Below are 26,109 nucleotides of genomic sequence, written 5' to 3' on the forward strand. Positions count from 1 at the left end.
ATGGATCGGTTACCCACGAGTCTACTTAGTAGTCTCGTGGGTTTGAATGTATTAATTAAGCCTGTAGGCATCCTGTTTCGTTTTTAATTTTCTTTAAAACGCTCCTAATAGTTACAGAACAAAAGTCAATAACCGTAAAAAGAAAATTTCAAGTTTTGTAATTCGAAAGGAATTGTAAGCGCTTCCTATGTAGCTGAGCTTTTGTGAGAATATAAAAAAATGGAGTGATGGGGAATGCAGTTATATGCAAGTAAGAAACGAAAAATAATGATTAGCGGCCTTTTATTTGTTGGAATGATTTTAAGTTTTTTTGATCGCGTTGCCATAAATGTCGGGATTATTCCTATTGCAGATGAGTTTCATCTCAATACGTCCCAGACAGGTATTTTAATTAGTATATTTTTTGTTAGCTACTCACTCATGCAACCGCTTGGTGGATGGATGACCGATAAGTATGGCGCCAGAGTCATGGTTACTGTTTCTTTGTTTAGCTGGTCCTTGTTCACTGTAATGACTGGGTTTGCTTGGTCATTTATGTCTTTATTATTCATCCGTTTTCTGTTCGGGTTGGGTGAAGGGCCTTTCTATCCTGCCAGTATGTCCACTATAAGAGATAACTTCCCGGAAGAAGAACGGGGCCGGGCAAATTCGTTTTTCCTGTCTGCCCAAAATATTGGCGGGATATTAGGTACTGCACTTGCCGCTTCCATGGTGGTGGCATTCGGTTGGCGGGGCATGTTTACCATTGCCGGAATTCTAGGGATATTAGCTTCTTTCGGAATTTGGTTCATTCTTAAGCCTCAAGGAAATCAAGAGGTTAAAAAAGACAAACCGAAACAAAAAAAGGTTGCTCTGAAACTGTTATTTAAAATCGAAAATATTTGGAAACTCATAACATTCAAGTTTATATCAAATATTATCAACTATGGTCTGATCACTTGGATGCCTATATATTTGGTTAAAGAAAAAGGGGTGGATTTAATAGCCGCAGGAGGTTTATTGGCAATCCCTTATATTTTTGGTTTCTTGATGTTTAATGTAAGCGGGTGGCTTCTGGATAAGCATATGGCTAACCGGGAGAAGTATCTTGCCGCTGCAGGCGCTTTATTATCGGCAATTTTTCTCTTTTTAATGTCTAACGCCACGTCTATAGCTCTTATCATCACTTATCTCACTCTCAACTCCGTAGCACTGTCTTTCTTTGGAACGGTTCTTTATACGATCATCATCAAATACTCACCAAAGGAACTAACGGGGTCTGCCTCCGGACTCGTAACTTTTGCCGGTCAAATTGCAGGTGCGGTTTCTCCTTTAGCCCTCGGTTTGATTATCAGTTTGTTTAATGACTCCTATAATGCCGCTTTCCTGTTTTTGGTGATAATAGCGTTATTGGGAACGATTGTTGCCGTATCTATTAAAAATAATCAGGCACAACCCGCTAAAGAATACGAAAAAACAACTACAATTATATAAAACTGGCATTCTGCTTTTGAGGAGACAGTTTGAAGTGTCCTGAATCCACTTCTCTAAAATTGAAAGGGCTTTCTGTTCGAGGTATGATATTAGTAATAGGCTAGAAGGAGAATGAATCATGAATATTGAACAATTGGAATATATCATCAAGGTAGCCGAGGTTAACTCGATTTCCATGGCTTCAGAAAGCCTCCATATCTCCCAATCTGGAATCAGTATGGCCATTACGAGTTTGGAGAAGGAATTAGGTATAAAAATCTTCAAGCGGTCAAGGTTAGGAACCATACCTACAGAAGACGGAAAGGAAATCATCCAGAAAGCTCTTGAAGTATTAAGCAAATTGGAAGAAATAAGAGACAGTGCCCAAATACATTCAGATACGATGGAAAAAGAGTTACGCCTATCATCAACACAAGGTTTATTTCTAACGGTTTTGCCTAAATCCTTGGCCTTATTTAAGAAGAAGTATCCCGAGGTGAAAATTGTCATTGAAGAAAAAGGGGGACAAGAGATAACCGAAGAAGTACTGAATGGTAAGATAGACATCGGGCTATTGAATATCCCAAAGGTTAAACCAAAAGAAATTGAGTTGGAATTCCAACCTTTGATGGAAGCTAAAGTGATTGTGATGGTCAGTAAAAACTCCCCTTTAGTGAACCGTAAAAGCATAACCCCAAAAGAGCTAATGGACCAAAATTTGGTCATTTACAATGGACCAAGAATGAAGTCGTTCATTAAAGGTTTTTTTGATCATTACGGTGAGATGAATATTTTGTTTTTCACAAATAATACAGAGATCATCAAAAAAACCGTCGCTGAGGGATTAGCGATTGCCTTTTCTTATGATGTTGGAGTTAACAGCGACCCCTATTTCCTAAGCGGGGAACTTGTGGCCATTCCATTGGTGGAGCTGGAAAATAATACAATGGAATTCGGTTACGTTCGCTCTAAGAAGCAGTATTTTTCAAAAGCTGCTAGGGAGTTTATTAAATGTCTCGATTTCTATACTACTCTTAAATATTAGTTTCCTATAATGATAGGGAACTAATATTTTTTTATTTACATCAATATTTTTTATATTTATATCATATATCCTTATTTTACTTAAATATTATTTACATTTAAAATTAATATTATAACATTTTAAATATTTAAAAAGTTCAAAGGAAATAAAAATCGAAAGGGGAAACTTATGGTAACGACCCAGGAAGAGAAATTAGAGGTACTTCAAACAAAGTTGCAGGATTTCATCCAAAATGAATTGCTTCCATATGAACAGGAGCATGGATTGAACGCTGAAGAGGATATCCCGATGGAATCCATAAAATGGGCAAGGAAACGATCCAGGGAATTAGGATTTTACGGAATTAATCTCCCTGAAACATATGGTGGACAGGATGTTAGTTTAAAAGGCTTATGCATGTTCAAGGAAGAATTGGCCCGTTCCGGAGCGGTTTTATGGGGGCAGGTTATCGGCGAGATTGGCGGGCCGCTAAGAATTGGTCAGATGTTGGAAAGTTTTACACCGGAGCAAATAGAAAAATATGTGATGCCCGTTGTGACGGGAGAAGCGAGCTGCTGCTTTGCCCTTACAGAACCCAATGCCGGTTCGGATGCCTTTGCTATCGAAACAACAGCCGTTAAAGACGGAAATGATTATATATTAAACGGAAAAAAACATTTTATCAGTGCTGCCCCCTACGCTGATTTTGCCATTGTCATAGCGAAAGAATCCCGGAATGGAGAAAAAGAAAGAATCACTGCTTTCCTAGTTGATAAAAAAACACCCCAACATCCGGGGTTTGAACTAGGAGACATTCAAGTTCCGCTATCAGGTGAACGCATACATGCTGAATTGAATTTCAATCAATGTCGAGTGCCTGCCGCCAATATAATCGGAGAACCAGGAAAAGGGTTGCTGCTCGGATTGAAAAGAATAAACACAAATCGCGCTTCTCATGCCGCCGGCTTTGTCGGTATGGCTCAACACCTTCTCGATCTATCTATTGAACATGCCAAAACGCGAGTCCAACATGGCCGGCCCATCGGTGACTTCCAGGCAATTCAGCATATGCTCGCAGATATGGCGACGGAAATCTATGCCGCAAAGTGCATGGTCTATGATGTGGTTGAAAAAATTGATCAAGGAAAAGAGGATCGAGCCGGCACGTCCATGGCTAAGCTGTTTGCTTCAGAAGTAAATTGCCGTGTGGCTGACAAGGCTGTCCAAATCTTTGGCTCCAAAGGCTTGGTAAAAGGGCATCCAGTAGAAAAAATGTACAGGAGTGCTCGGATGTATCGGATTCTGAGCGGAACCTCAGAAATTCAAAAAAATACAATTGCTAAAGCATTATTAAAGGGGTAAATCCTTTTTCGAGGGAGGAAATATACATGCTGCATAAGTTGACATTTCAGTCACTGTTGAATAAAGGAATAAAACGATTCGGCGAACTGCCGGCTATTACCTTGTTGCCAGCCGGAGAAACGATAACCTACGACGAGTTATGGAAGAAAACAGAACTTATCACTTCTTATCTACTTCGTTTAGGTGCAGGAAGGGGTGTCCGCATAGCGACCATCATTCCAAACAGTTTGGAAAGTGTGATGTTTGGTTTGGCCATCCAGCAATGCGGAGCCACCTTGGTCCCATTAAGTGAAAAACTGGGGAAACGAGAAATACAATTCATTTTAAAGGAAGCAAAACCAGAAGTGGTCATAATAGCTACACAGACACACTTTGACACCTTCTTTGAGTATTTGGAAGAAATGAAGAAGGAAGATGTCCATGTCATTGGGCTCCCAGGCTTTCATATTAATTATCCGGAGGAGTTTGAATCGTTTCAATGGCCTGGCGAAATTAATAATCTAGACTTGCCATTAGCTGAAGAAGATGACATTGCACTTCTGTCATATACAGGCGGGACAACGGGTACACCCAAAGGCGTCATGCATTCCCAGAAAGGACTCGGCGCCGCCATACTTTCTGCAGCTATCGAAGACCCGCTGGACGACCGTGACCGGGTATTGCTAAGTACGCCCATTGTGCATTCAGCGGGTTCATTACTTTGGAGATCCCTTGTTTCGGGCGTCCATGTCTATGTGATGGGCTCATTCGACGCTGCAGCATTCATACAGGCGATAAGGGAACATAAAATCACGACGACATTCATGGTACCGACCATGTTATACAGGCTCCTTGATCAGACAAAGAAGATGGAATATGATATGAGCTCCATGCGCAATATCTTCTACGGCGCGTCACCAATTTCTCAAAAGCGCCTTAAAGAAGCTTTTGAAGTATTCGGGCCTATCATGCGCCAGCAATACGGCATGACAGAATGCAATATTGTCATTACCAGACTATCGAAGAGCGCTCATGTATGGGCTTATCATAACAATTCGGAAATTTTGAAAAGCTGTGGGAAACCGTGCATTCTTACAGAAGTTCGACTGATTGATGAAGATGGAAATGATGTAAAACCAACCGAGCTTGGAGAAATTATCGTAAAATCACCAGCAATGATGGTAGGCTATTATCAAAGACCGGATCTTACCCAAGAATACATCCGTGATGGCTGGTTCTACACTGGGGATATTGGTAAATGGGATGAAAGCGGTTACCTTTATATTGTGGATAGGAAGAAAGATATGATCATTACGGGCGGGATGAACGTATATTCTTCAGAAGTGGAGCGAGTGGTGAACCAGCACCCTTCCGTTGCATTAAGCGCTTGCATAGGCGTTCCTCATCCAGATTGGGGAGAAGTAGTGTGTGTCGTGGTATCACCGCGAGATGGTTCGAACTGTACTAGTGAGGAATTAATTGATTTCTGCAAACAAAGAACCTCTAAGTATATGGTTCCTAAAGTAGCCTATTTTCTTGATAAGTTCCCATTAACGCCGATTGGAAAAATAGATAAGAAAGAATTAAGAAAGATGTTTGCACAAGGTATTCTAACCATCTAGCAACATTAAGGCCTATAGCAAATATAAGATAGAGCAGAGGAATGCAAAAAAGGCCTCGCACGTTAACCTGGGATCAGGACGTGTGAGGCCTTTTTGTACTATATCCAAGGTGTATTTGGAATATGAATGTAATTAACGTTGCAGTGAATGTTACATGAATAGAGATAAACACTATAAAGGAAATGATACTGAAATATCAATTCATGAATGAAAAAAATAGAGGGTTAGGATATAATATATTATTGTATTGGAGGTTCATTCTGGACTTTCCTTTTTTTATGGGCTTCACTTGTTTATGTCCTCAATGTATGGGGAAATAAATTATAGTTGTATATGTTTTTATAATAATAATTAGAGTTAAGTAGAGGGGTTTGTTTTAATGGAATTCATAGGAAAATTTATTAGTGAGACAAATGATGTGTTATGGTCTTCCATATTGATCATCATGTTGGTTGGATTGGGTCTCTATTTTAGCATCCGCACGAAGTTTGTCCAATTCAGAATGGTAGGGGAAATGTTCAGGCTTTTGGGAGAAGGTGCCACTGCGGATAAAAAAGGTGTAACATCCTTTCAGGCATTTTGCATAAGCACGGCATCGCGGGTAGGAACGGGTAACCTTGCAGGTGTTGCCATCGCGATCACGACAGGCGGACCTGGAGCAGTTTTCTGGATGTGGTTAATAGCACTGATCGGATCTGCTTCCGCATTCATTGAAAGTACACTTGCTCAAATCTATAAGGTCAAGGATGGGGATGCATTCCGCGGCGGTCCTGCGTATTATATGGAAAAAGCATTGAATGCCCGTTGGATGGGGATCACTTTCGCTGTGTTGATTTCGCTTACATTTGGACTAGCTTTCAACTCGGTACAAGCCAATACGATTACGAGCGCATTCAATGAATCGTTTGGGATTGAAAAGTGGGTTACGGCAATCATCTTGGCTATGGTCACGGCTGTCATCATTTTTGGCGGGATCAAAATGGTTGCAAAGGTCTCTGAAGTCATCGTCCCGATCATGGCAGGAGCCTATGTGATAGTGGCATTGATTATCATCATAATTAACATTACCGAGTTACCTGGTGTCTTTGCTTTGATCTTTCAAAGTGCATTTGATGGAATAAAAGAAGTGGCTGGCGGAGTACTGGGAGCTGCCATGATGCAGGGAATCAAGCGCGGCCTATTTTCAAATGAAGCCGGGATGGGTAGTGCTCCAAATGCCGGTGCGACGGCTGATGTCAGTCATCCCGTCAAGCAAGGTCTCATTCAGTCTCTAGGTGTTTTTGTCGATACGCTCATCATTTGCAGTTCGACAGCCTTCATCATTTTGTTTTCAGGTCTTTATACATCGAAGGAAACGGATGGTATCGTCCTTACCCAAAATGCCCTCGGTACGGCATTGGGATCTTGGGCGGGTATTTTCCTTGCCATTATCGTACTGTTATTCGCCTTTAGTTCGATTGTTGGCAACTATTATTATGGAGAGTCGAACATCGGCTTCATCAATGAAAATAAGGTTTGGCTGAATGTCTATCGTATCGCAGTCGTAGGAATGGTGATATTCGGTTCGCTTGCATCACTGGATTTTGTTTGGGGACTGGCTGACTTGCTGATGGCCCTTATGGCCATTATCAACCTGATCGCCATAGCTTTACTTGGAAAGATCGCTTTTGCTGCACTGGCGGATTATCAAAAGCAAAAGAAAAGTGGGAAAAATCCAGTCTTCCATGTGAACAATATTAAAGGTTTGAAGAATGTGGAATGCTGGGGTGACCCATCCGATAATGTGGATGTGAAGAAGGAGGCCTAAGTTCTCATTAAGCTTACAAGTAAGTCCTTGAAAGGGGATTGTACTTGTAAGCTTTTTTTTGTCTTTTCCTGCCTTTTTTCATCATTATTGAATATTGCTACGTTTTTTACACAAAATACCTTTGTCTTTAATACCGCAATGATAATTTAAAAACTAGGAGTGAAAATAATGGATAGCAAGCAATCAAAAAATGAATCTTCAGAAGTTGCCGGAAGAATATATGATGTCAGCGATTATAAACGGGAAGATCCATTATCCTCTGGACTGGCCAGAACTCACGAACAAGTCTCCGATACTTATGCGGAAGGCGAAATAAAGGCAGTCATTGATGATGTAAACGGAAGAGATATTGAGATTGCAAAAGAAAGATCTAAAGAAGAAAGGTAATAAAATTTGTTTTTTTATGAACAAGAATTATCGCCTGCTATTTTGTTGATAAATCGGTTAGTTCCCCTAGCTTCTGATGAAACAAGAGCTAGGGGAAACATAATTAATAAATTCTTTCTGTCTCCAACTTTTGAAGCAATTCTTTCTTCGTTCTTGGGAAAAAGTCCCTTTCAGAAGGGTTCCTTGATTGAAGAAGGGCCTGAAACATTTCAAAAACCCACGGTTTCTCCAGATGTGCCTGCAGCAAAACGTCTTCATCATGGAAAACGGAAATAGGGTCCCCTTGGTATATGACCTTACCATCGTTCATGACAACGACTTCATCAGCCCATTGATAAGCTAAATTAACATCATGAGTTGATAGGATAATCGTTTTGTCAGGGTGATGGATACTGTCCAGCAGAGCCATGATCTGTCTTGAGAAATAAGGATCCAATCCAGCGGTAGGCTCGTCCAAGAGCCAGACATCGGGTTCCATGGCGAGTATCCCCGCAATGGCGACACGTTTTTTTTGCCCAAGGCTCAAAAAATGGGTAGGTCTGTCTTTCAGTTCCGTTACTTCCGTTTGGGCCATTGCCCAATTTACTTTCTCCTGGACCTTAATTCTATTCAATCCTAAATTCATCGGTCCAAACGATATATCCTGTTGTACATTAGCGGAAAAGAGCTGCGAGTCGGGATCTTGAAAAACGATCCCGACTTGCTTTCGTAATGATAATAATGATTTACGGTCATATTTCATTTTCTTGCCCTTAAATCTGATTGTTCCTGCTGTAGGTTGTAAAAGACCATTTAAATGGAGGAATAAAGTCGATTTGCCGGCACCATTATTGCCTAATAATGCAATCTTTTTACCATGTTGAATCGTTAGCGACAGATCGTTTAAAGCGAACGTTCCATCTGCGAATTGATGGGTGAGGCCTTCTATATGAAAAATATGCTCGTCCATTGTTGGTTGCCTCCAATTTACAAATATCCATTAATAAAGATTAAGCTTCCTAATATTGCAATCGCGATCAGCCAATTGCGTGAGGAATAGGCATAAGTATCCTCGATATAGGAAAGATTCTCCTGATAGCCTCTTGCGTTCATGGCCATCGTCAATTGCCCAGAGCGCTGCAATACTCCTAAAAATAAAGACGAGATTAGTAATCCGAGTGAACGTATGCCTTTCCTTAATGAAACATACCCCAACCGTGAAGCTTGTGCTTGGTGAATGGCCAAAGCTGTATCTAAAAAAATAAAGATGAAGCGATAGGTCAATTCTATTAAATCGATCAATAAGGAAGGCACTTTAAATTTTCGCAGCACGGATAGGATGACGGTAATGGGTGTAGTTAAGGTAAGGAAATATAAACAGCTGATGCTGCCCAATACGACAGTGATCAAATTGGCCACTGTACCGACGCTGTCATCGCTTATGAATATTTGCCAGTTCCCGACCTTCCAGGACCACCATATATTCGATATCGATGTAAATTTACTTGTGAAAGAAAAAAGGATGGTAATTGTTCCAGATAGTATAAAAAATCCTGGCAATAGAAGTAATTTAAGATAATAGGAAAGCGGGATTTTTGCCGCAAAAATGATTAAAGCGCTCATCACCGTAAAAGTGATGAGCGAAACGGCCATATCCCTTACCGTTAACGAAAACAGCAAAAGGGAAAGTGCAAAAACCATCTTTTCCAACGGATGTACATCCTTTAGCCCATTGAAATAGGCATATTTATCAATGAGTAACATGCTTCGATTTTTCTGCCAATTCTTGTTTGGTTTGCTTATTCCTTTGTCTCATCACGCCAATGAAGTATCCAATGAAACCGGCTCCGATTGCAGCTTGAAGCGCAAATAATAAGCTTTCGGTTTCTGCACCTGGCGGCTCCCAAATACTGTTGAACCATGGCTTGTATTCCGGATGGATCTTAGTGATGGCTTCCTCAGCTTCGCCGTCGGCACCGCCAAATTCCGTTCCTTGTTGGGTGATTAACGGTATGGTTGCAAGAATGACAACCAGGAAAAGCAGCAGTAGACTTTTTTTCATATTAACGGGCCTCCTTGGATAAAACTCGCAGCAATTTCAATTCACCTAGATTGTATTTTTTCAAGAAATTCATCACGACGACTGTCAATAACCCCTCACTGATTGCCAAGGGAATTTGGGTCAGGGCAAAAATCCCTGCAAATTTACTGAAAGAGGCCATGAATCCTCCTACCTCGGATGGAAACGCAAGAGCAAGTTGAACGGAAGTGACCACATAGGTTCCTAAATCTCCAAAAGCAGCTGCCAAGAAAACGGCAAGTGAAAAAGACCACCCCAATTTAGTTGCACCCTTGAAGACAAAGTAAGCAATGAACGGTCCGCAAACGGCCATGGAAAATGCATTGGCTCCTAATGTCGTCAATCCTCCGTGAGCCAGTAATACAGCTTGAAATAACAGAACGATGGAGCCAACGACACTCATGGCCAATGGTCCGAATAATATGGAACCCAAACCAACTCCGGTAGGGTGCGAAGAACTTCCGGTAACGGAAGGGATTTTTAAGGCCGATAAAATAAATACAAATGCGCCCGATAGGCCAAGTATCATTTTTGTTTCTGGGTTTTCCCTTACTTTGGACCTAATGGACCGGTAACCCAAGATTAAAAATGGAAGCGTCAAGGCCCACCAGAATATAGCCCATTCTATGGGTAAAAAGCCCTCCATGATATGCATGGCCAATGCCCGTTTTGGAACAAAAAGCAGTAAAATGACAAAATAAATAATTTTCCAATTGGTTCTTTTCATTCTTTCTCCTTTCAACACTTTTAATTTTTCTGATCAATCTTGAGAAGAAAAGCGGCGCCCAAAATAAAAAGCACTTCTCTCAAAGGAAAGAAGTGCGTAATGAACAGGAATTGTGCAGCATGAACCAACCATGGGCCATTCTGCCTGATCCGCACGCCCATCCTCGTAGGCTGAAACAGTTTCACGCTTCATGGCAGGTCTCCTGGCTTTGGTTCATCATCCCATTACATCCTTCCCATCTCATTTGACAGTGGATTAAAGTAATGGAACTTCCCTTTACAGTGGCGGGACCGCTCCGGATTTTCACCGGCTTCCCTTTTAAGCTGAATTCCGAGAAATTCAACACCATGAAACTTATGTAATTATTTTGAAAATTCTCGTATAGTTTACCATAAAGAAATTATTCCAGCTACACTATCTTTTTTTTTTCGGGACGAAGTTTGTTGCGAGGAAAGGATTGTAACTGGTTTTACACTATTAAACTTTTCTAAACAGTCGGAATAAACTATTGAATTTTGATAAAGTTGTTATATGATAGATTAAGTTAGTTAGAAATGTATAATAAAACCAAATATTTCATTTTAAAAGTGCCCTTGTGTGAATAAGCAAGGGATAATAGGGAAATCGGTGAAAATCCGATGCAGCCCCCGCTACTGTAAACGCTGATGAAATTGTCGATAGCCACTGGCCTGATGCCGGGAAGGGACAAAGTAAAATGAAGCGTAAGCCAGGAAACCTGCTTTTAAAATTGCATGATACTTTTCGGAGGGAAAGGTAGAAGGACTATGACGATTTTGGGAGGATTTGGCATGCTTGCCTTAGGCTCCCCATTCATATAGTTTTTTTAAAACCTTGACTCTAATGTTAAGGTTTTTTATTTTGCCTTTTCCCTGAACTCAGGAGGAAGAAGATGACTACTTGGAATTTGACGGGTACAAATACGCATCTGTTGATTTGTAATGGGAGCAGCTGCATGAAAAAGGGCGGGGAAGAAGTAACCCAAGCGATTCGCGATGAAATTGCTTTAAAAGGACTGGATCTGAAAATCCATACAACCAGGACACGCTGTAACGGAAGATGTAAGGATGCCTGCGTTGTGATTGCCTATCCCCAAGGAAACTGGTATCGAGTGGAAACGCCTGATTTCGGTCGGCAGATCGTCAGTAATATCGATGAGGGTGAGTTTGTTCCACAGATGATCTATAAATTCAATGATGGCGAAATGACCCCTAATCCAGATTTTCCTGCTCATACGGGTATTTCAAAGAACAAAGCGTAAAAGGAGATGTCTTAATGAGTACAAACGGTAAATTATTCGTCGTGGGCTTTGGGCCCGGGAATTTTGAACACATTACCAAACGTGCCGTCGAAGCCCTTCAAGAAAGTGACTACATCATTGGTTATAAAACTTATGTTGAACTCATTCAGGGACTGCTTACAAATCAAACGATCATTAGTACGGGGATGACTGAAGAGGTATCACGTGCACAGGAAGCAGTGAAACAAGCGGAGCTGGGAAAGAAAGTGGCGGTGATTTCCAGTGGGGATGCCGGAGTTTACGGGATGGCAGGGTTGGTTTATGAAGTATTGATTGAAAAAGGCTGGAAAGAAGAAACTGGAGTGGGCATTGAAGTCATTCCTGGCATTTCTGCAATCAACTCATGTGCGTCTTTACTTGGGGCACCAGTCATGCACGATTCGTGTACGATCAGCCTCAGTGATCATTTAACTCCTTGGGAACTGATCGCTAAAAGGGTTGAAGCAGCTGCAATGGCAGACTTTGTCATTGCACTTTATAATCCGCGAAGCGGCAGGCGGACCCGGCAAATTGTTGAAACTCAGAAAATTCTCCTTCGCTACCGCTCGCCGGATACACCTGTCGGGTTGGTGAAAAGTGCTTATCGCGATAGGCAGGATGTTGTTATAACCAATTTGCAGGATATGTTGAATCACGATATTGGAATGTTGACCACCGTCATTATCGGTAATTCATCCACCTTTTTATATGATGACAAAATCATCACACCAAGAGGCTATCAGAGAAAATATACTTTGAATTCGGAAAAGCAAACATTGAAGCCGCATCAGCGACTGCAAAAAGAAGCGGAACCGTGGGCATTAGATCAAGAAGCCTTAACCGAGTCCGCTGGAGGAGTTGGATTACTTACAAAAGCACCAGAAAAGAAGCCAGCTTCCTTTGAAATGGCAATGGAGGCCCTGTCAAGAGTCAAGGGTCAAACCGTTAAGCAATCCATTCAGCCGATTGTTCAGCAAAAAATGGAGTCGGTATTCGAACTTGCGGTTAGTCCAGGTGTGGCGAATAAACAATTCACTCCCAAACAAATGATGACACTTGCGGAAGTTGTCGGGGAAAAGGGAACGATGGAATACACGCCAAATCATAAAATCGTCTTAAAGATTCCGACAACGGAGCCGGAAGTCATTACGGGGAAATTGCAATCAGCAAACTTTCTTTTGTCGCCGATTGGAGATGTACTGACATTAAAAGCCTGTGATTTCTGTGATGGTGAAAAAGCGGAATCCATTCCTTATGCGGATGAAATACACCGGGTGCTTGGCGGAATGAAAATGCCCAAGGAACTGAACATCGGTTTTAATGGGTGTGGGATGGCTTGTTATAGTGCTGTGATGGATGATATCGGGATTGTCTTCCGAAAAGGGAAGTTCGACTTATTTCTTGGAGCTAAACCAGTTGGAAGAACAGCCCATCCGGGTCAGCCGGTTGCGGAAGGCATTGAACCGGAACAGCTTGTTGAACTGATCACCGACATTGTCGGGGAGTATAAGCAAAATGCCCATCCAAATGAGCGGCTTTTTAAATACTTCAAACGTTCGAAAAAGATACAGAATTTTTCTTATCAAGACATCGCTCCCAAAATAAACATAGAGCCTGCGCCTTGTGAAGACTAATCAAGAGGGGGAAAGAAAATGAAAGCAGTTTTGTTCGTAGGACACGGAAGCCGGTTGGCTTCGGGAAATGAAGAAGTCCGTCATTTTATTGAAAATATGATTCCGGCAATGAACGAGCGTTTCCTAGTGGAAACGTGCTTCTTGGAATTTGCGGCACCGAATATATCCAAAGGAATTGATAATTGTGTAAAACGAGGGGCTACTGAAGTTATCGTCATACCGATCATTTTGTTGCATGCAGGACATTCGAAATTACATATCCCAGCTGAAATAGAGGATGGGAAAACTAAGTATCCAGAAGTGAAATTCACATATGGCCAAACGATCGGGGTCCACCATGATGTATTGACGATCCTGACAGACCGTCTTGAGGAAGCGGGATTCGATACGGCCTCTGAACATTCTGAGACAGCGATATTGCTAATAGGCCGAGGTGGCAGTGATGCTGATGCAAATAGTGATATCTATAAAATTTCACGATTATTATGGGAAAAATTAAACGTTAAATGGGTCGAAACAGCCTTCATGGGTGTAACGGACCCGCACGTTGATGAAGGTATTGAACGATGCATCCGATTAGGGGCAAAAAAAATAGTGATGCTGCCATATTTCCTCTTCACTGGGGTGTTGATGGAAAGAATGGAGGATATGCTGAAAGGCTATCAAGAGCAATATCATGATCGAGAATTCATTTTGGCAAAGTATTTTGGATATCATCCAACATTACAGAACATTCTGCAAGAACGAGTAATTGAAGCCAGTGAAGGCAGGTCAAGCGGGGCGCGTGATTTGGAAAACTATCGTAAACATGTCGAGGAACATGGACATGCTCACCATCATCACCATCACGACCACGATCACGATCACGACCACGATCACGACCATCATCACGATCACGATCACGACCATCATCACGACCACGATCACGACCATGATCATCACCACGATCATGATGGGCAAGTGGTGGGGACATCAAAATGATTTTGTTCTTGGCGGGTACAAGTGATGCAAGGGAATTAGCGATTGAGATGCAGCAGGTGGGGTTCAAGGTTTTGGCAACTGTTGTAACCGAATCGGCGGCTAAGAGTTTGCAAGATTCTGGGATATCCACCCGGATTGGCCGATTATCTGCAGAAGATATGACATCTTTAATCTCTGCAAAAGGTTTTCAGGCTGTAGTCGATGCAAGTCACCCATTTGCCGAAGAAGCATCGAAAAACGCCCTTAACGGAGCAAAGGCAGCAAATGTTCCTTATATTCGTTATGAGCGTGAAAGTCAACGGTTTCAGAATGATAAATTGATAGTTGTCCGTGATTATGAGGAAGCTGCCAAGCTTGCCGCTGCAAAAAGGGGAGTCATCATGCTCACGACCGGAAGTAAAACACTATCCGTGTTCGCAAAAGAATTGGTAGGGCTCGAGAATACCAGAGTCATAGCGAGAATGCTGCCACGCATGGACAATATGGAAAAATGTGCACAGCTGGGCATCGAACAAAAAAATATCGTTGCGATTCAAGGGCCGTTTTCCAAAGAATTAAATAAAGCTCTATATGAACAATATGGGGTCACATTGATGATAACGAAAGAAAGCGGCAAGGTCGGTGCGGTTGATGAGAAATTGGAAGCCGCGTTGGAATGTGGAATTGAGACGATCATGATATCTCGACCGGATGTTGACTATCAGAATGTTCATTCCAGTTTTGAACATGTCATTGCCGAGTTGAATAATCAGTTAAATGAAAAATAGGAGGAATGCAAGATGGATTTTAAAACGGATTTTAAACCACTAACGGTAGACCCTGACAAAATATATGATTATAGTTTTTCAATCATTGCTGAAGAAATGGGCAATCATGATTTTTCTGAAGATGAATGGAAGATCGTCCGCCGGGTCATTCATGCTTCAGCGGATTTTGAATTGGGAAGAAGTGTAATAATCCATCCAAATGCCATTCAAGCTGGTGTGGAAGCCATTCGCAAAGGCAGACATGTCATTGCGGATGTTCAAATGATCGAGAGCGGTACAGGCAAAAAACGATTTCAAAAACATGGCGGGGACGTTCATTGCTATATTTCGGATCCGGATGTGATGGTCGAGGCAAAACGTTTGAATACGACAAGGGCGATCATTTCGATGCAAAAAGCAGTAAAGGAAAATGAAGGGGGCATTTATGCGATTGGCAATGCACCTACCGCTTTACTAGAGCTCATTCGTCTTATTAAAGAAGGGATTGCAAAACCGGACTTAATCATTGGAATGCCTGTTGGATTTGTTTCTGCAGCAGAATCGAAAGAGGAACTGGCTAAGATCACAGAAGTGCCATTCATTACGAATATTGGCCGAAAAGGTGGAAGTACTGTCACTGTTGCAGCATTGAACGCGATTTCCCTTTTAGCTGATAGTTAAAAAACATGGAAAAGAAAGTGAAAAAAGACCCCTCACAAATGCGTCATGGATATACGACGGGAGCATGTTCAACAGCTGTGACCAAAGCGGCATTGACCGCTTTGATCACGGGGGATGCACTAGAGGAGGCAACCATTTCCTTGCCAATCGGCCGAGATGCTACTTTCACTATTGAGAAATATGAAATATCGGAAAATGCGGTTAGTGCAGAAACGATTAAAGATGCCGGAGATGATCCCGATGCCACACATTTGGCCCATATTATCTCTACTGTCAGCTGGTCGGATGCACCTGGGATTATCTTGGATGGAGGGACCGGAGTTGGTCGTGTAACCAAACCCGGTCTTCCCGTTCCAGTTGGAGAGGCCGCGATTAATCCTGTACCGCGCAAAATGATTTTAACCACTGTGCAACAAACATTGGAAGAATTTAAGATCAATAGAGGAGTGAAGGTCGTCATCTCCGTGCCCGCAGGAGAAGAAATAGCGAAAAAAACATTAAATGGCCGCTTGGGGATTGTAGGAGGCATTTCCATTTTGGGAACAAGGGGCACTGTCGTCCCTTTTTCCAGTTCCGCCTATATGGCAAGTATCGTTCAGGCCATCAGTGTCGCCAAAGCGAGTGGGTGTGAACATCTTGTTTTAACGACTGGCGGGCGCAGTGAAAAGTATGCCATGGGTCTTCTCCAGGATTTACCTGAGGAAGCCTTTATAGAAATGGGTGACTTTGTAGGCTTCTCACTTAAGCAATGTAAGAGGCAGGGGATTAAAAAGGTATCACTGGTCGGCATGATGGGGAAATTCTCCAAAGTGGCCCAAGGTGTGATGATGGTGCATTCAAAAAGTGCCCCCGTCGACTTCGGCTTTCTATCGGAAATAGCCCAAAGCGTCGGAGCTGATGATGATCTTGTTCTTGAAATCAAGAATGCAAACACAGCGTCACAAGTCGGGGATATGATGTCAGCCATTAATAATTTTGACTTTTTTAATAAACTATGTGAATCCTGCTGTCACTCTGCCATTAACCAAGTGAAGGGCGGCATTGAAATGGAAACGGCGATTTATTCGTTGAAAGGACAATTACTGGGAAGGGCTGTTGGAATTGAGTCAATCGATTAAATTAATCGGGATAGGGGATAACGGTCAGGAAAGCTTGCTGCCCCAATATGCCCAATGGATAGAAGAAAGTGAAGTGCTGGTCGGAGGTGAGCGGGTCTTATCGTTTTTCCCGAACTATTCTGGCAAGAAGATTGTCATAAAGGGCGGTTTGAAAAAGGTGGTGGAACAACTGCAGGATGAAACTCGTCCAACAGTGGTTTTAGCTTCCGGTGACCCAATGTTTTATGGAATGGGAGGCTATCTTTCCAGCAAAATCAACATGGAGGTTTACCCATATTTCAGTTCAATTCAGCTTGCTTTTGCAAAAATGGGGGAAAGCTGGCAAGATGCCTTCCTCGTTAGCATTCATGGCCGCAGTATGAAAGGGCTGGCACAAAGGATTGATGGGAAAGCGAAAGTTGCCTTGCTTACTGATAGTGAAAATAGCCCCAATCAACTGGCAAAATATCTCCTTTCATTCGGAATGACGGAATACCGGGCATTTGTGGCTGAAAATCTTCAAGGGGAAACCGAAGAATCTGGCTGGTATGAACTTGATGAAATGATGGAGCGGGAATTCTCCCCGTTGAATGTCGTCATTTTGAAAAGAAAATCAGAAGGTCCAAGCTGGTCCTTGGGGATAGAAGATGAAGAATTTTCGCAGCGAAAGCCGGACAAAGGCCTCATAACCAAAAAGGAAATTCGGGTATTAAGCCTGCATGCGTTGAAACTCAGAAAAAACAGCATAGTTTGGGATGTTGGGACGTGTACGGGCTCAATGGCAATTGAAGCTGCCAAGCTTGCATCCGAAGGTCAAATTTTCGCGATTGAAAAAAATGAGCCTGATTTAGAAAACTGTTATCAAAACCAACGTAAATTCCGTACCGATATAACGGCGATTCATGGTAAAGCCCCGGAGGGATTGGAAAATTTCCCTGATCCTGATGCGATCTTCATTGGCGGGACTGGCGGCGAAATGGGAGAGCTGATCAACACTTGCTGTAAACGGCTTAAAGAAGGCGGCAGGATCGTTCTTAATGCTGCGACGATTGAGAATCTTTACCGGGCTAATGAGGCATTTGCGGAAGCTGGTTTTCACACTTCCATCATGCATGCGCAAATCTCCAGAAGTAAGCCAATATTGGGAATGAACAGATTTGTACCTCTTAATCCGGTTTATATCATTACTGCACAACGAAAGGAAGACATGAATGAGTAATCTTGGTACATTATATGGCCTTGGCGTGGGCCCTGGCGATCCAGAGCTAATTACAGTAAAGGCATTTCGCGTGATTCAGGAATCTCCGGTCATTGCGTATCCCAAAAAAAGAAAAGGGAGTAAAAGCTACGCCCATCGCATTGTTGAAGTTTACATTCGTCCTGAAGAAAAGGATATGCTGGGCCTTGTTTTTCCGATGACGAAAGATCAAGCCATTTTGGATCGGGAATGGAACGGAACGGTGGAAAAGGTTTGGCAAAAATTAAATGAAGGTAAAGATGTTGCTTTCGTTACGGAAGGCGATCCGCTTTTATATAGTACGTTCATACATATGATGAAATTGATGCAGGAGTTGCATCCCGAAGTCGAAATCAAGACAGTCCCGGGCATTTCTTCCTTTAATGGATCAGCGTCAAGGCTGGGCATCGCCTTGGCTGATGGTGATGATCATGTTGCAATAGTTCCTGCAAGGGATGATTATGAAGCGATGAAGAAGGCCATCGAAGATCATGATGCCGTGGTGTTCATCAAAGTGGCAAAGGTCATCGATTTAATGATTACCGTTTTAAAAGATTTGGACTTGCTTGAAAAGGCCTCGGTCGTAACCAAAGTCACTTCCGATGAGGAAGTGATTTGGAAAGTGAGTGAATTGGAAGGACTTGAACTAGAATACTTAACATTGATGGTGGTGAGAAAATGAAGATATATATTGTAGGTGCCGGCCCGGGTGACCCGGATTTGATTACTGTAAAAGGATTGAACATTCTCCAAACGGCTGATGTGATTTTATATACGGATTCATTAGTGAATGAAGAATTGATTGCTAAGGCAAAACCAGATGCCGAGGTGCTGAAAACGGCTGGAATGCATTTGGAAGAAATTGTTGGCATCATGGTTGATCGTGTTAAGGAAGGAAAGATGGTTGCCAGAATCCATACAGGGGATCCTGCCATGTACGGTGCAATCATGGAACAAATTGTCCTATTGAAGAAAGAGGGTATCGGTTATGAGGTGATTCCTGGCGTAAGTTCGGTGTTCGCCTCAGCAGCGGCAATAGGAGCAGAGCTGACCATCCCTGATTTAACCCAGACACTTATATTAACGAGGGCTGAAGGACGTACGCCTGTTCCGGAATTTGAGAAGTTACGTGATTTGGCAAGTCATCACTGTACGATTGCCCTTTTCTTGAGTGCGACCTTGACCAAAAAAATCGTTAAAGAACTTCAGGAAGCCGGTTGGAAGGATGATACACCGGTTGCAGTCATTCAACGGGCAACATGGCCGGACCAAAAAATCGTCCGCACCACGTTAGTGAACTTAGATGATGATATGCGTCAAAATGGCATCCGCAAGCATGCGATGATTTTGGCTGGATGGGCTTTGGACCCTGACATCCATGATAAAGATGAATACCGTTCCAAACTATATGATGCGAGTTTTACCCACGGTTTCAGAAAAGGTGTTAAACCATGATCATTGAATTGAAAGAAGCGGAACTTGCTCCCATTAAACGGTCCCACACTTATGCGATCGTAGCGATTACAAAGCATGGTGTCGAGCTGGCACGAAAATTACATACTGTTTTTTCGAATTCCGATCTTTATTACATGAGCAAGTTTGAAAAAGGGGACGAAGAGCATAAACAGATCCAGCTTTTTTCGGGCAGTGTCCGTATGCTATTGCCAGCTTTATTCAAGGAATATAAGGGAATCATATTAATTATTTCACTCGGGGCAGTCGTGAGGATGATTGCACCAATTTTGAAGGATAAGAAAACGGATCCAGGTGTCGTTGTCATTGATGACAAAGGAGAAAATGTTATCAGTGTACTTTCAGGGCATCTGGGAGGGGCAAATGAACTGACTAAGGAAGTTGCTGCAGCCCTTGATGCAAGAGCTATAATCACCACGGCTTCGGATGTACAAAAAACGATTCCTGTCGACTTATTCGGCCAGCGCTTCGGCTGGATTTGGGATTCCGCAGAAAAATTGACTCCAGTAAGTGCGTCCGTTGTAAATGAAGAGCATGTTGCCGTTGTACAAGAATCAGGTGAACGGAACTGGTGGTCTTATGATACGGCATTACCTGAACGAATTATCATATACCCATCCATTGAAGAAGCGCTTCAAGCAAAGCCGCAAGCAGCTCTGGTCGTGACTCACCGCATGCTTAAGCAGTCGGAAAAGAGAATCCTGGAAAATGGAATCGTATATCGTCCAAAGGTCATTGCTCTTGGTATCGGGTGCAATAGGGGAACGGCGGCTGCTGAAATTGAGCAGGTGATTGCAGAAACACTAGCCGATTTATCATTTTCATTAAAAAGCGTTAAGGCGATCTGTACAATTTCCTTAAAGAAAGACGAACTTGGCTTGATTGAAGTAGTTGAAAAATATGGCTGGGAATTCGTGTATTATGAACCGGAAGAGCTTAATCAAGCCAAAATCGAAGCGCCTTCGGATACAGTATTTAAATACACGGGTGCATATGGTGTGAGTGAACCGGCTGTGAGGATTTATACTAAAGCCGAACAATTGGAGCTGGTTAAGAAAAAATCGGGGAACGTAACCATATCAGTTGGGATCATTCCTTTTTAAGGAGGGAGAAACAAATATGAATGATAGAAGATTGGTAATTGCAGGTACCGGAAGCGGTGTCGGTAAAACGACATTGACCATCGGAATCATGGCAGCCCTCCAGAAGAAAGGCTATACCGTTCAAGGGTTCAAATGTGGTCCTGACTATATTGATCCTACTTATCATACTGCAGTTACAGGACGGGTTTCACGCAATCTTGACAGTTGGATGTTTGAACATGACACTGTTCGAGAAATTCTTAACAAAGCAGGTGCCGGAGCTGATATATCGATCATCGAAGGAGTCATGGGCTTCTTCGATGGCAAAAGCCCTTTATCCAATACAGGTTCGACGGCTGAAATCAGCATCATTACGCAAAGTCCTGTCCTGTTGGTAGTCAACTGTGCCAGCATGGCCCGGAGTGCAGCAGCCATTGTAAAAGGGTTTCAGGACTTTTCGATTGGCCCGAACATCATTGGGGTCATTGCCAATCAAGTGGGAAGTGCAGGTCATTACAAAATTGTCAAATCAGCCATTGAGCAAGAATGCAATGTACCGGTGCTCGGTTATATGAAGCGGGAAATGGATATTGATATTCCAAGCCGTCATTTAGGTTTAATTCCTGCTATTGAACGCGGTGAACTTAACCCTTTTTTCGACAAGCTTGCACAATTGGTCATGGAAACGATCGATATCGATCAGTTGTACCGTTTGTCCAAGACAAGCTCCGTTACCAGCGGAAACTCAAATATTTTTCAACCCAAAAATGAAAAGGACGTGTGCATTGCCGTCGCAAAAGATGCAGCCTTCAATTTTTATTATCAGGAAAACCTTGAGCTGCTTGAAGCATTTGGGGCGAACATCAAATATTTTTCTCCTTTAAAAGGGGAAGAAGTTCCATTGGATGCCGATGGTTTATACCTTGGTGGCGGTTTTCCTGAGGAATTTGCAGCTGAACTTTCCGGTAACATGGGTGCCATAAAATCCATCAGAAGCTCCATTGAAAAGGGGATGCCGACTCTAGCGGAATGTGGCGGTTTCATGTTTTTGAGCAAATCGATTGAAACAACTTCCGGAGAAACGCATCAAATGGCAGGAATGATACCGGGCAGGATTAAAATGCAGAAAAAGCTTGCAGCACTTGGGTATCGTGAAATTAAAGGAACTCCAGGCAATTTTTTAATCAATGATATGGAGCAGGCAAAAGGTCATGAATTCCACTACTCGACATTTGAAGCGGATGATGATCTTACACATGCTTATGAAGCCAAAGGCAGATTCGGTTCGAAACAAGAGGGGTGTGTATTGGGCAATCTTGTTGCAGGTTATACTCACTTTCATTTTGCTTCAAATCCAACACTAGCAAAGAACTGGATCAATGCTTGCTTAAAACAAAAAAACAGATCTGCCCATGAAACTATCAACTAGGAAAAAGGTATTTTTTGAAGCTTAAGAGGAGGCGCGAGCATGAAACCGGGAAAAGTTCACCTGGTCGGTGCGGGTCCCGGAGATCCGAAACTGATTACGGTATATGGACTGGAATGTATCCAAAAGGCGGATGTCATTGCATATGACAGGCTTGTCAATCCAGAACTATTAAACTATGCAAAAGAAGATGCAGAACTGGTGTATTGCGGGAAATCACCAGGGAAGCATCATCTCATTCAAAATGAAATACATGAACTTTTAGTGGAAAAAGCCTTACAGGGGAAAAACGTCACCCGTCTAAAGGGTGGAGATCCATTTGTCTTTGGGCGGGGCGGTGAGGAAGCGGAAATACTGGCTGCTAACGGGATTGAATATGATATCGTCCCAGGAATCACAGCGGGTATCGCAGCACCGGCTTATGCGGGCATCCCGGTAACCCACCGTGAACATGCCTCAAGTTATGCAATTGTGACAGGCCATGGCCGTGATTACAAGGGGCAGGATAACCTGAATTGGCAGGCATTGGCTCAAGGCATCGATACCATTGCCTTTTATATGGGAATAGGTAATATGCCGTTCATCTGTGAAAAATTGATGGAGCATGGCAGGGACGGTAAAACGCCAGTGGCCATCATTGAATGGGGTACGACAGATAAACAAAGGACGATTACCGGCACCTTAAGTTCGATTTCCTTGAAGGCTATAACAGAAGAAATTCAAAATCCGTCAATCTTTCTAGTTGGGGATGTCGTCCAATTAAGAGAAAAAATCCAATGGTTTGAAAGAGTGATTGAATCAGAGTCCATTAAGGAAGGGAATGAGTTGGAATGTCCATCATTCAAGAATTGAAGGAGCGCCGGGCAATAAGGAATTACGAAGAAAAAGAAGTGGAAGACGAAAAAATCAGGCAGTTATTGGAAGCGGCTACCTATGCTCCTAATGACCGATTGCGTGAACCTTGGAGTTTTTATGTTATCAAGGGGGAAGCGAAGCACCGTTATGAGAGATTGGCAGAAAGGTATTTACATGAACGCTTTCCGACCAAACCAAAATTGATTGACAGTTCACTGGAAGTTGTAAAGACGACACCGCTTATCATTGTCGTGACTTCTGACATTTTACCTGACGATCCAGATTCATCCGAAGACAATGTATTCGCTTCTTGTTGTGCCGTCCATTCGATGTGGCTAGCCGCAAAAGAACTTGGTCTTGGATTCGTTTGGCGCACTAGAGGAGTGGGTCTTGTCAGGGATGAACGCCTGCACGAATTTATCGGTTCACCGGAAAACAAAAAAGTGATCGGCACCATTTTTGTCGGATACCCTAAAGGCGATCAACCGGTTCCTGCTACTAAAAGGACTTCATACATAGAAAAAACAGTTTGGCTATGAAGGTAGGTGAGTGAGTGGCACGCAGAGGATTAATGCTTATTTATACGGGAAACGGGAAGGGGAAGACGACTGCCTCATTAGGGGTGACTTTAAGGGCAATCGGCAGAGGAATGACTGTTAAATACCTTCAGTTCATTAAATCTCCAGAGCGTACTTATGGGGAAGCATTGGCTTTGAGAAAATTAGGAGTTGAAATGGAACAGTTAGGTATTGGTTTTACATGGACCAAAACACCAGAAGAACATCGTGATGCCTTATCGTTAGCTTGGGAAAAGGCGAAACGGGCCCTTGCTGATACGGATATTGATTTACTTGTTTTGGATGAGTTGAACAATGCGTTAGCGATCTCCAAATTCCCGATTGAAGATGTCTTGCCATTGGAGGAAGTCATCGATGCCATTCGAAATCGTCCCGCTCATATGCATATAGTCATTACCGGCAGGGATGCCAGGCCGGAGCTTATGGAAATGGCGGATTTGGTTTCATCGATCGACGCGACCAAGCATTATTATGACGAGGGTATCGGCGCTGTCAAAGGATTAGAGTTTTAGGGGGTGAACGTAATGAAGGCACGATCCATCATGATACAAGGGACGTCATCTGATGTTGGGAAAAGTTTGATTTGTACGGCATTTTGCCGGGTATTTTCCAATAAAGGATTACGTGTCGTCCCATTCAAATCACAAAACATGGCTTTGAATTCTTATGTAACCTTGGATGGCGGTGAAATCGGACGGGCACAGGGAGTACAGGCGGAAGCAGCACGGATCACGGCAACGACCGATATGAATCCGATATTACTGAAACCGAAACAGGATATGGTTTCGGAAGTCATCGTGCACGGAAAGCATTTCCTTGATATGAATGCAAAAAGCTATCGGTCCCAATTTGTCCAGGAAGCCATGCCCATCATCCGTAAATCGGTGGAAAAACTTCAAGATGAATATGACATCATTGTACTCGAAGGGGCAGGAAGTCCGGCTGAAATTAACCTTAAGGACCGGGATATAGCGAATATGCGAATGGCTAAACTCGCGGATGCAGCTGTCATTTTAGTGGCCGATATTGATCGTGGTGGAGTATTTGCGTCCATTATCGGGACACTTGCCTTATTGGATCAAGATGAACGAGATAGTGTAAAGGGCATCATCATCAATAAATTTCGTGGCATGCGTGAATTATTGGACGATGGCATTGAATGGTTGGAAAAGGAAACCGGGATTCCTGTTCTCGGGGTGCTGCCCTATCTAGAGGTGAATATTGAAGCGGAAGATTCACTTGCCCTCTCTTCCTTACGTTTTAAAAAACCTAAAAAGGCTGAGTTTCCGATCGATGTTGCCGTCTTGAGATTTCCGCGGATCTCCAATTTTACTGATGTGGATCCTTTTTTTGATGAACCCGGAGTAGGTGTCCGCCTGGTAAGCAGTGTACATGAGTTAGGTAATCCCGATCTGCTAATTTTGCCGGGTACAAAAAACACGATGGAAGATTTAGAGTGGTTGAAACGTATGGGATTGGATCGGGCCATCAATGAACTGCGGAAACAAGGAACGATGATATTCGGCATATGCGGCGGTTTTCAAATGCTAGGGACAAAACTTTTTGATCCCGACGCGGTCGAGGGTGACGGTGAGAACGCGGAAGGGCTTTCGCTTCTTCCGGTGGAAACCATTTTTCAAGCAGAAAAGAAAACGGTACAAATGGAAGGTGTCCTTTCTTCCGGGATAATGGAAGGTCAAATGAATCTTAACGGTTTCGAAATACATTTAGGCAGAACGACATTGAAGTCACAAGTAAGGCCCTTTCTTTTATTGAAGGATGGAAGAGAGGATGGAGCCATTTCCAATGACAACAAGGTAATGGGAACATATCTTCATGGGATATTCCATAATCGCTTGTTCACTAGATTACTAGTTAACCAAATTCGACGGAACAAGGGGTTGGAAGAAGTGAAGGAAAACGTTCAAAGCGACTCGGAGCGCAGGGAGGAAGCTTACAATCTCTTGGCTTCCCATTTGGAAGAGAACATTGATATGGATACGATCTATCAATGGCTGCAGCTGGAAACTGCAGAAAGTTGAAAAGGGTCATTAGTTTAATGTTGATCATAGCCCTTTAACCTTTAAAAAAGATCAATTTAGAGCGATAATTCCTTTTATTTAGCCATTTTAAGTGACAGAGGCATACAAGATATGTTATGTTGTCTACTCTACATACTTTATACAAAATAAAAGGATGAGGTGTTCATATGAATAAAACAGAATTAGTGAGCAGTGTTGCAGCACAAGCTGAACTGACAAAAGACGACGCAAAAAAAGTAGTGGACGCATTGTTTGAAACAATCACTGCTACACTTGCTAAAGAAGAAAAAATCCAATTAGTTGGTTTTGGTACATTTGAAGTGCGTGACCGCGCTGCCCGTACAGGAAGAAACCCGCAGACTGGCGAAGAAATACAAATTGCAGCTAGTAAAGTACCCGCTTTTAAAGCAGGTAAGGAATTAAAAGAAGCTGTAAAATAAAAGCGTAACGAAAAAAACCTGGCGATGCGATATTCGCCAGGTTTTTTTGTATACTGTCTGATTTTAATTTGCGCTTGGAAGGCAGTGAATGACAGTCATTTTTATATATTCGATGCCATTT

General features: G+C 42.7%; 27 protein-coding genes and 2 riboswitches. Of the genes, 22 read left to right on the forward strand and 5 right to left on the reverse strand.

The window, feature by feature from the left end:
* The first annotated feature begins 234 nt into the window (after positions 1–234).
* The 6 genes from ABOA58_RS11570 (at position 235) to ABOA58_RS11595 (ending at position 7,633) form a co-directional block, all read left to right on the forward strand.
* Positions 235–1,473 carry an MFS transporter gene (locus tag ABOA58_RS11570; RefSeq protein WP_137018436.1) on the forward strand — a complete coding sequence of 413 codons (1,239 nt, stop codon included), beginning with the start codon at positions 235–237 and terminating at the stop codon, positions 1,471–1,473.
* Between the two features lie 118 nt (positions 1,474–1,591).
* Positions 1,592–2,497, forward strand: coding sequence for a LysR family transcriptional regulator (locus ABOA58_RS11575; protein WP_350302406.1), 906 nt, complete (start codon positions 1,592–1,594; stop codon positions 2,495–2,497).
* A gap of 168 nt (positions 2,498–2,665) precedes the next feature.
* Positions 2,666–3,838 (forward strand): acyl-CoA dehydrogenase family protein, encoded by a 1,173-nt coding sequence (locus ABOA58_RS11580; protein ID WP_350302407.1) that lies wholly within the window; start codon positions 2,666–2,668, stop codon positions 3,836–3,838.
* A 26-nt stretch (positions 3,839–3,864) separates the two neighbouring features.
* Positions 3,865–5,439: a class I adenylate-forming enzyme family protein gene (locus ABOA58_RS11585; RefSeq protein ID WP_350302408.1), complete on the forward strand. Its 1,575-nt coding sequence runs from the start codon at positions 3,865–3,867 to the stop codon at positions 5,437–5,439.
* 379 nt (positions 5,440–5,818) lie between these two features.
* On the forward strand, positions 5,819–7,246 hold the full coding sequence (locus ABOA58_RS11590; protein ID WP_350302409.1) for an alanine/glycine:cation symporter family protein: 1,428 nt from the start codon (positions 5,819–5,821) through the stop codon (positions 7,244–7,246).
* Positions 7,247–7,414: 168 nt separating this feature from the next.
* A complete protein-coding gene (locus tag ABOA58_RS11595) occupies positions 7,415–7,633 on the forward strand; it encodes a YozQ family protein (protein WP_137018441.1) in 219 nt (72 codons plus the stop codon).
* A gap of 103 nt (positions 7,634–7,736) precedes the next feature.
* Here the strand turns inward: ABOA58_RS11595 and ABOA58_RS11600 are convergent, their stop codons facing one another.
* From ABOA58_RS11600 to ABOA58_RS11620, 5 genes are all read right to left on the reverse strand, one after another.
* A complete protein-coding gene (locus ABOA58_RS11600; protein WP_350302410.1) occupies positions 7,737–8,582 on the reverse strand; it encodes an energy-coupling factor ABC transporter ATP-binding protein in 846 nt (281 codons plus the stop codon).
* A 17-nt stretch (positions 8,583–8,599) separates the two neighbouring features.
* A complete protein-coding gene (cbiQ, locus tag ABOA58_RS11605) occupies positions 8,600–9,376 on the reverse strand; it encodes a cobalt ECF transporter T component CbiQ (RefSeq protein ID WP_350302411.1) in 777 nt (258 codons plus the stop codon).
* Complete coding sequence (locus ABOA58_RS11610; RefSeq protein ID WP_137018444.1) at positions 9,363–9,674, reverse strand: energy-coupling factor ABC transporter substrate-binding protein; 312 nt, start codon at positions 9,672–9,674, stop codon at positions 9,363–9,365. The genes cbiQ and ABOA58_RS11610 overlap by 14 nt, the downstream gene beginning before the upstream one ends.
* A 1-nt stretch (position 9,675) precedes the next feature.
* Positions 9,676–10,419, reverse strand: a complete 744-nt coding sequence (locus tag ABOA58_RS11615; RefSeq protein WP_350302412.1) for an energy-coupling factor ABC transporter permease — start codon at positions 10,417–10,419, stop codon at positions 9,676–9,678.
* A gap of 33 nt (positions 10,420–10,452) precedes the next feature.
* Positions 10,453–10,611 carry a hypothetical protein gene (locus ABOA58_RS11620; protein ID WP_350302413.1) on the reverse strand — a complete coding sequence of 53 codons (159 nt, stop codon included), beginning with the start codon at positions 10,609–10,611 and terminating at the stop codon, positions 10,453–10,455.
* Positions 10,595–10,784: riboswitch (cobalamin riboswitch) on the reverse strand. (Overlaps the previous gene by 17 nt.)
* Before the next feature lie 203 nt (positions 10,785–10,987).
* Positions 10,988–11,177, forward strand: a riboswitch (cobalamin riboswitch).
* 152 nt (positions 11,178–11,329) lie between these two features.
* Between ABOA58_RS11620 and ABOA58_RS11625 the strand changes: the two genes are divergently transcribed.
* The 16 genes from ABOA58_RS11625 (at position 11,330) to ABOA58_RS11700 (ending at position 25,988) form a co-directional block, all read left to right on the forward strand.
* Positions 11,330–11,698 carry a (2Fe-2S) ferredoxin domain-containing protein gene (locus tag ABOA58_RS11625; RefSeq protein WP_350302414.1) on the forward strand — a complete coding sequence of 123 codons (369 nt, stop codon included), beginning with the start codon at positions 11,330–11,332 and terminating at the stop codon, positions 11,696–11,698.
* 14 nt (positions 11,699–11,712) lie between these two features.
* Positions 11,713–13,350, forward strand: a complete 1,638-nt coding sequence (gene cobJ / locus ABOA58_RS11630; RefSeq protein ID WP_350302415.1) for a precorrin-3B C(17)-methyltransferase — start codon at positions 11,713–11,715, stop codon at positions 13,348–13,350.
* 18 nt (positions 13,351–13,368) lie between these two features.
* Positions 13,369–14,331: a sirohydrochlorin chelatase gene (locus ABOA58_RS11635; RefSeq protein ID WP_350302416.1), complete on the forward strand. Its 963-nt coding sequence runs from the start codon at positions 13,369–13,371 to the stop codon at positions 14,329–14,331.
* Positions 14,328–15,098: a precorrin-6A reductase gene (gene cobK / locus ABOA58_RS11640; protein ID WP_350302417.1), complete on the forward strand. Its 771-nt coding sequence runs from the start codon at positions 14,328–14,330 to the stop codon at positions 15,096–15,098. Before ABOA58_RS11635 ends, cobK begins: the two co-directional genes overlap by 4 nt.
* Before the next feature lie 12 nt (positions 15,099–15,110).
* Entirely contained in the window at positions 15,111–15,758 is a 648-nt protein-coding gene (locus tag ABOA58_RS11645; RefSeq protein ID WP_034312499.1) for a precorrin-8X methylmutase, read from the forward strand.
* Positions 15,759–15,763: 5 nt separating this feature from the next.
* Entirely contained in the window at positions 15,764–16,876 is a 1,113-nt protein-coding gene (locus ABOA58_RS11650) for a cobalt-precorrin-5B (C(1))-methyltransferase (RefSeq protein WP_350302418.1), read from the forward strand.
* The gene (gene cbiE / locus ABOA58_RS11655; protein WP_350302853.1) at positions 16,860–18,074 is read left to right on the forward strand and encodes a precorrin-6y C5,15-methyltransferase (decarboxylating) subunit CbiE; all 1,215 of its coding nucleotides are present in this window, start codon (positions 16,860–16,862) and stop codon (positions 18,072–18,074) included. The genes ABOA58_RS11650 and cbiE overlap by 17 nt, the downstream gene beginning before the upstream one ends.
* On the forward strand, positions 18,067–18,774 hold the full coding sequence (gene cobI / locus ABOA58_RS11660; protein WP_098371853.1) for a precorrin-2 C(20)-methyltransferase: 708 nt from the start codon (positions 18,067–18,069) through the stop codon (positions 18,772–18,774). Before cbiE ends, cobI begins: the two co-directional genes overlap by 8 nt.
* Positions 18,771–19,547: a precorrin-4 C(11)-methyltransferase gene (gene cobM, locus ABOA58_RS11665; protein ID WP_318291661.1), complete on the forward strand. Its 777-nt coding sequence runs from the start codon at positions 18,771–18,773 to the stop codon at positions 19,545–19,547. The genes cobI and cobM overlap by 4 nt, the downstream gene beginning before the upstream one ends.
* On the forward strand, positions 19,544–20,668 hold the full coding sequence (locus tag ABOA58_RS11670; protein WP_350302419.1) for a cobalt-precorrin 5A hydrolase: 1,125 nt from the start codon (positions 19,544–19,546) through the stop codon (positions 20,666–20,668). Before cobM ends, ABOA58_RS11670 begins: the two co-directional genes overlap by 4 nt.
* Positions 20,669–20,684: 16 nt before the next feature.
* Positions 20,685–22,076 (forward strand): cobyrinate a,c-diamide synthase, encoded by a 1,392-nt coding sequence (locus ABOA58_RS11675; protein WP_350302420.1) that lies wholly within the window; start codon positions 20,685–20,687, stop codon positions 22,074–22,076.
* 39 nt (positions 22,077–22,115) lie between these two features.
* Positions 22,116–22,925, forward strand: coding sequence for a uroporphyrinogen-III C-methyltransferase (gene cobA / locus ABOA58_RS11680; RefSeq protein ID WP_350302421.1), 810 nt, complete (start codon positions 22,116–22,118; stop codon positions 22,923–22,925).
* On the forward strand, positions 22,904–23,467 hold the full coding sequence (locus tag ABOA58_RS11685) for a nitroreductase family protein (protein ID WP_350302422.1): 564 nt from the start codon (positions 22,904–22,906) through the stop codon (positions 23,465–23,467). Before cobA ends, ABOA58_RS11685 begins: the two co-directional genes overlap by 22 nt.
* 14 nt (positions 23,468–23,481) lie before the next feature.
* Entirely contained in the window at positions 23,482–24,018 is a 537-nt protein-coding gene (locus ABOA58_RS11690) for a cob(I)yrinic acid a,c-diamide adenosyltransferase (protein WP_350302423.1), read from the forward strand.
* 12 nt (positions 24,019–24,030) lie between these two features.
* Positions 24,031–25,548, forward strand: coding sequence for a cobyric acid synthase (locus tag ABOA58_RS11695; protein WP_350302424.1), 1,518 nt, complete (start codon positions 24,031–24,033; stop codon positions 25,546–25,548).
* Positions 25,549–25,715: 167 nt separating this feature from the next.
* Positions 25,716–25,988, forward strand: a complete 273-nt coding sequence (locus ABOA58_RS11700; protein WP_063233522.1) for an HU family DNA-binding protein — start codon at positions 25,716–25,718, stop codon at positions 25,986–25,988.
* The last annotated feature ends 121 nt before the right edge of the window (positions 25,989–26,109 follow it).

Source organism: Peribacillus frigoritolerans, assembly GCF_040250305.1.
In the GTDB taxonomy this organism is placed as follows: domain Bacteria; phylum Bacillota; class Bacilli; order Bacillales; family DSM-1321; genus Peribacillus.

Bases quoted from the DNA above. Each gene is read 5' to 3' on its own strand.
- ABOA58_RS11595 (WP_137018441.1), top strand. From the start codon at position 7,415: ATGGATAGCAAGCAATCAAAAAATGAATCTTCAGAAGTTGCCGGAAGA.
- ABOA58_RS11645 (WP_034312499.1), top strand. From the start codon at position 15,111: ATGGATTTTAAAACGGATTTTAAACCACTAACGGTAGACCCTGACAAA.
- ABOA58_RS11600 (WP_350302410.1), bottom strand. From the start codon at position 8,582: ATGGACGAGCATATTTTTCATATAGAAGGCCTCACCCATCAATTCGCA.
- ABOA58_RS11695 (WP_350302424.1), top strand. From the start codon at position 24,031: ATGAAGGCACGATCCATCATGATACAAGGGACGTCATCTGATGTTGGG.
- ABOA58_RS11700 (WP_063233522.1), top strand. From the start codon at position 25,716: ATGAATAAAACAGAATTAGTGAGCAGTGTTGCAGCACAAGCTGAACTG.
- ABOA58_RS11580 (WP_350302407.1), top strand. From the start codon at position 2,666: ATGGTAACGACCCAGGAAGAGAAATTAGAGGTACTTCAAACAAAGTTG.
- cobJ (WP_350302415.1), top strand. From the start codon at position 11,713: ATGAGTACAAACGGTAAATTATTCGTCGTGGGCTTTGGGCCCGGGAAT.
- cbiQ (WP_350302411.1), bottom strand. From the start codon at position 9,376: ATGTTACTCATTGATAAATATGCCTATTTCAATGGGCTAAAGGATGTA.
- cobA (WP_350302421.1), top strand. From the start codon at position 22,116: ATGAAACCGGGAAAAGTTCACCTGGTCGGTGCGGGTCCCGGAGATCCG.
- ABOA58_RS11575 (WP_350302406.1), top strand. From the start codon at position 1,592: ATGAATATTGAACAATTGGAATATATCATCAAGGTAGCCGAGGTTAAC.
- ABOA58_RS11685 (WP_350302422.1), top strand. From the start codon at position 22,904: ATGTCCATCATTCAAGAATTGAAGGAGCGCCGGGCAATAAGGAATTAC.
- cobI (WP_098371853.1), top strand. From the start codon at position 18,067: ATGAGTAATCTTGGTACATTATATGGCCTTGGCGTGGGCCCTGGCGAT.
- ABOA58_RS11590 (WP_350302409.1), top strand. From the start codon at position 5,819: ATGGAATTCATAGGAAAATTTATTAGTGAGACAAATGATGTGTTATGG.
- ABOA58_RS11625 (WP_350302414.1), top strand. From the start codon at position 11,330: ATGACTACTTGGAATTTGACGGGTACAAATACGCATCTGTTGATTTGT.
- ABOA58_RS11615 (WP_350302412.1), bottom strand. From the start codon at position 10,419: ATGAAAAGAACCAATTGGAAAATTATTTATTTTGTCATTTTACTGCTT.
- ABOA58_RS11670 (WP_350302419.1), top strand. From the start codon at position 19,544: ATGATCATTGAATTGAAAGAAGCGGAACTTGCTCCCATTAAACGGTCC.
- ABOA58_RS11635 (WP_350302416.1), top strand. From the start codon at position 13,369: ATGAAAGCAGTTTTGTTCGTAGGACACGGAAGCCGGTTGGCTTCGGGA.
- ABOA58_RS11650 (WP_350302418.1), top strand. From the start codon at position 15,764: ATGGAAAAGAAAGTGAAAAAAGACCCCTCACAAATGCGTCATGGATAT.
- ABOA58_RS11675 (WP_350302420.1), top strand. From the start codon at position 20,685: ATGAATGATAGAAGATTGGTAATTGCAGGTACCGGAAGCGGTGTCGGT.
- cobM (WP_318291661.1), top strand. From the start codon at position 18,771: ATGAAGATATATATTGTAGGTGCCGGCCCGGGTGACCCGGATTTGATT.
- ABOA58_RS11570 (WP_137018436.1), top strand. From the start codon at position 235: ATGCAGTTATATGCAAGTAAGAAACGAAAAATAATGATTAGCGGCCTT.
- ABOA58_RS11610 (WP_137018444.1), bottom strand. From the start codon at position 9,674: ATGAAAAAAAGTCTACTGCTGCTTTTCCTGGTTGTCATTCTTGCAACC.
- cobK (WP_350302417.1), top strand. From the start codon at position 14,328: ATGATTTTGTTCTTGGCGGGTACAAGTGATGCAAGGGAATTAGCGATT.
- ABOA58_RS11620 (WP_350302413.1), bottom strand. From the start codon at position 10,611: ATGAAGCGTGAAACTGTTTCAGCCTACGAGGATGGGCGTGCGGATCAG.
- ABOA58_RS11585 (WP_350302408.1), top strand. From the start codon at position 3,865: ATGCTGCATAAGTTGACATTTCAGTCACTGTTGAATAAAGGAATAAAA.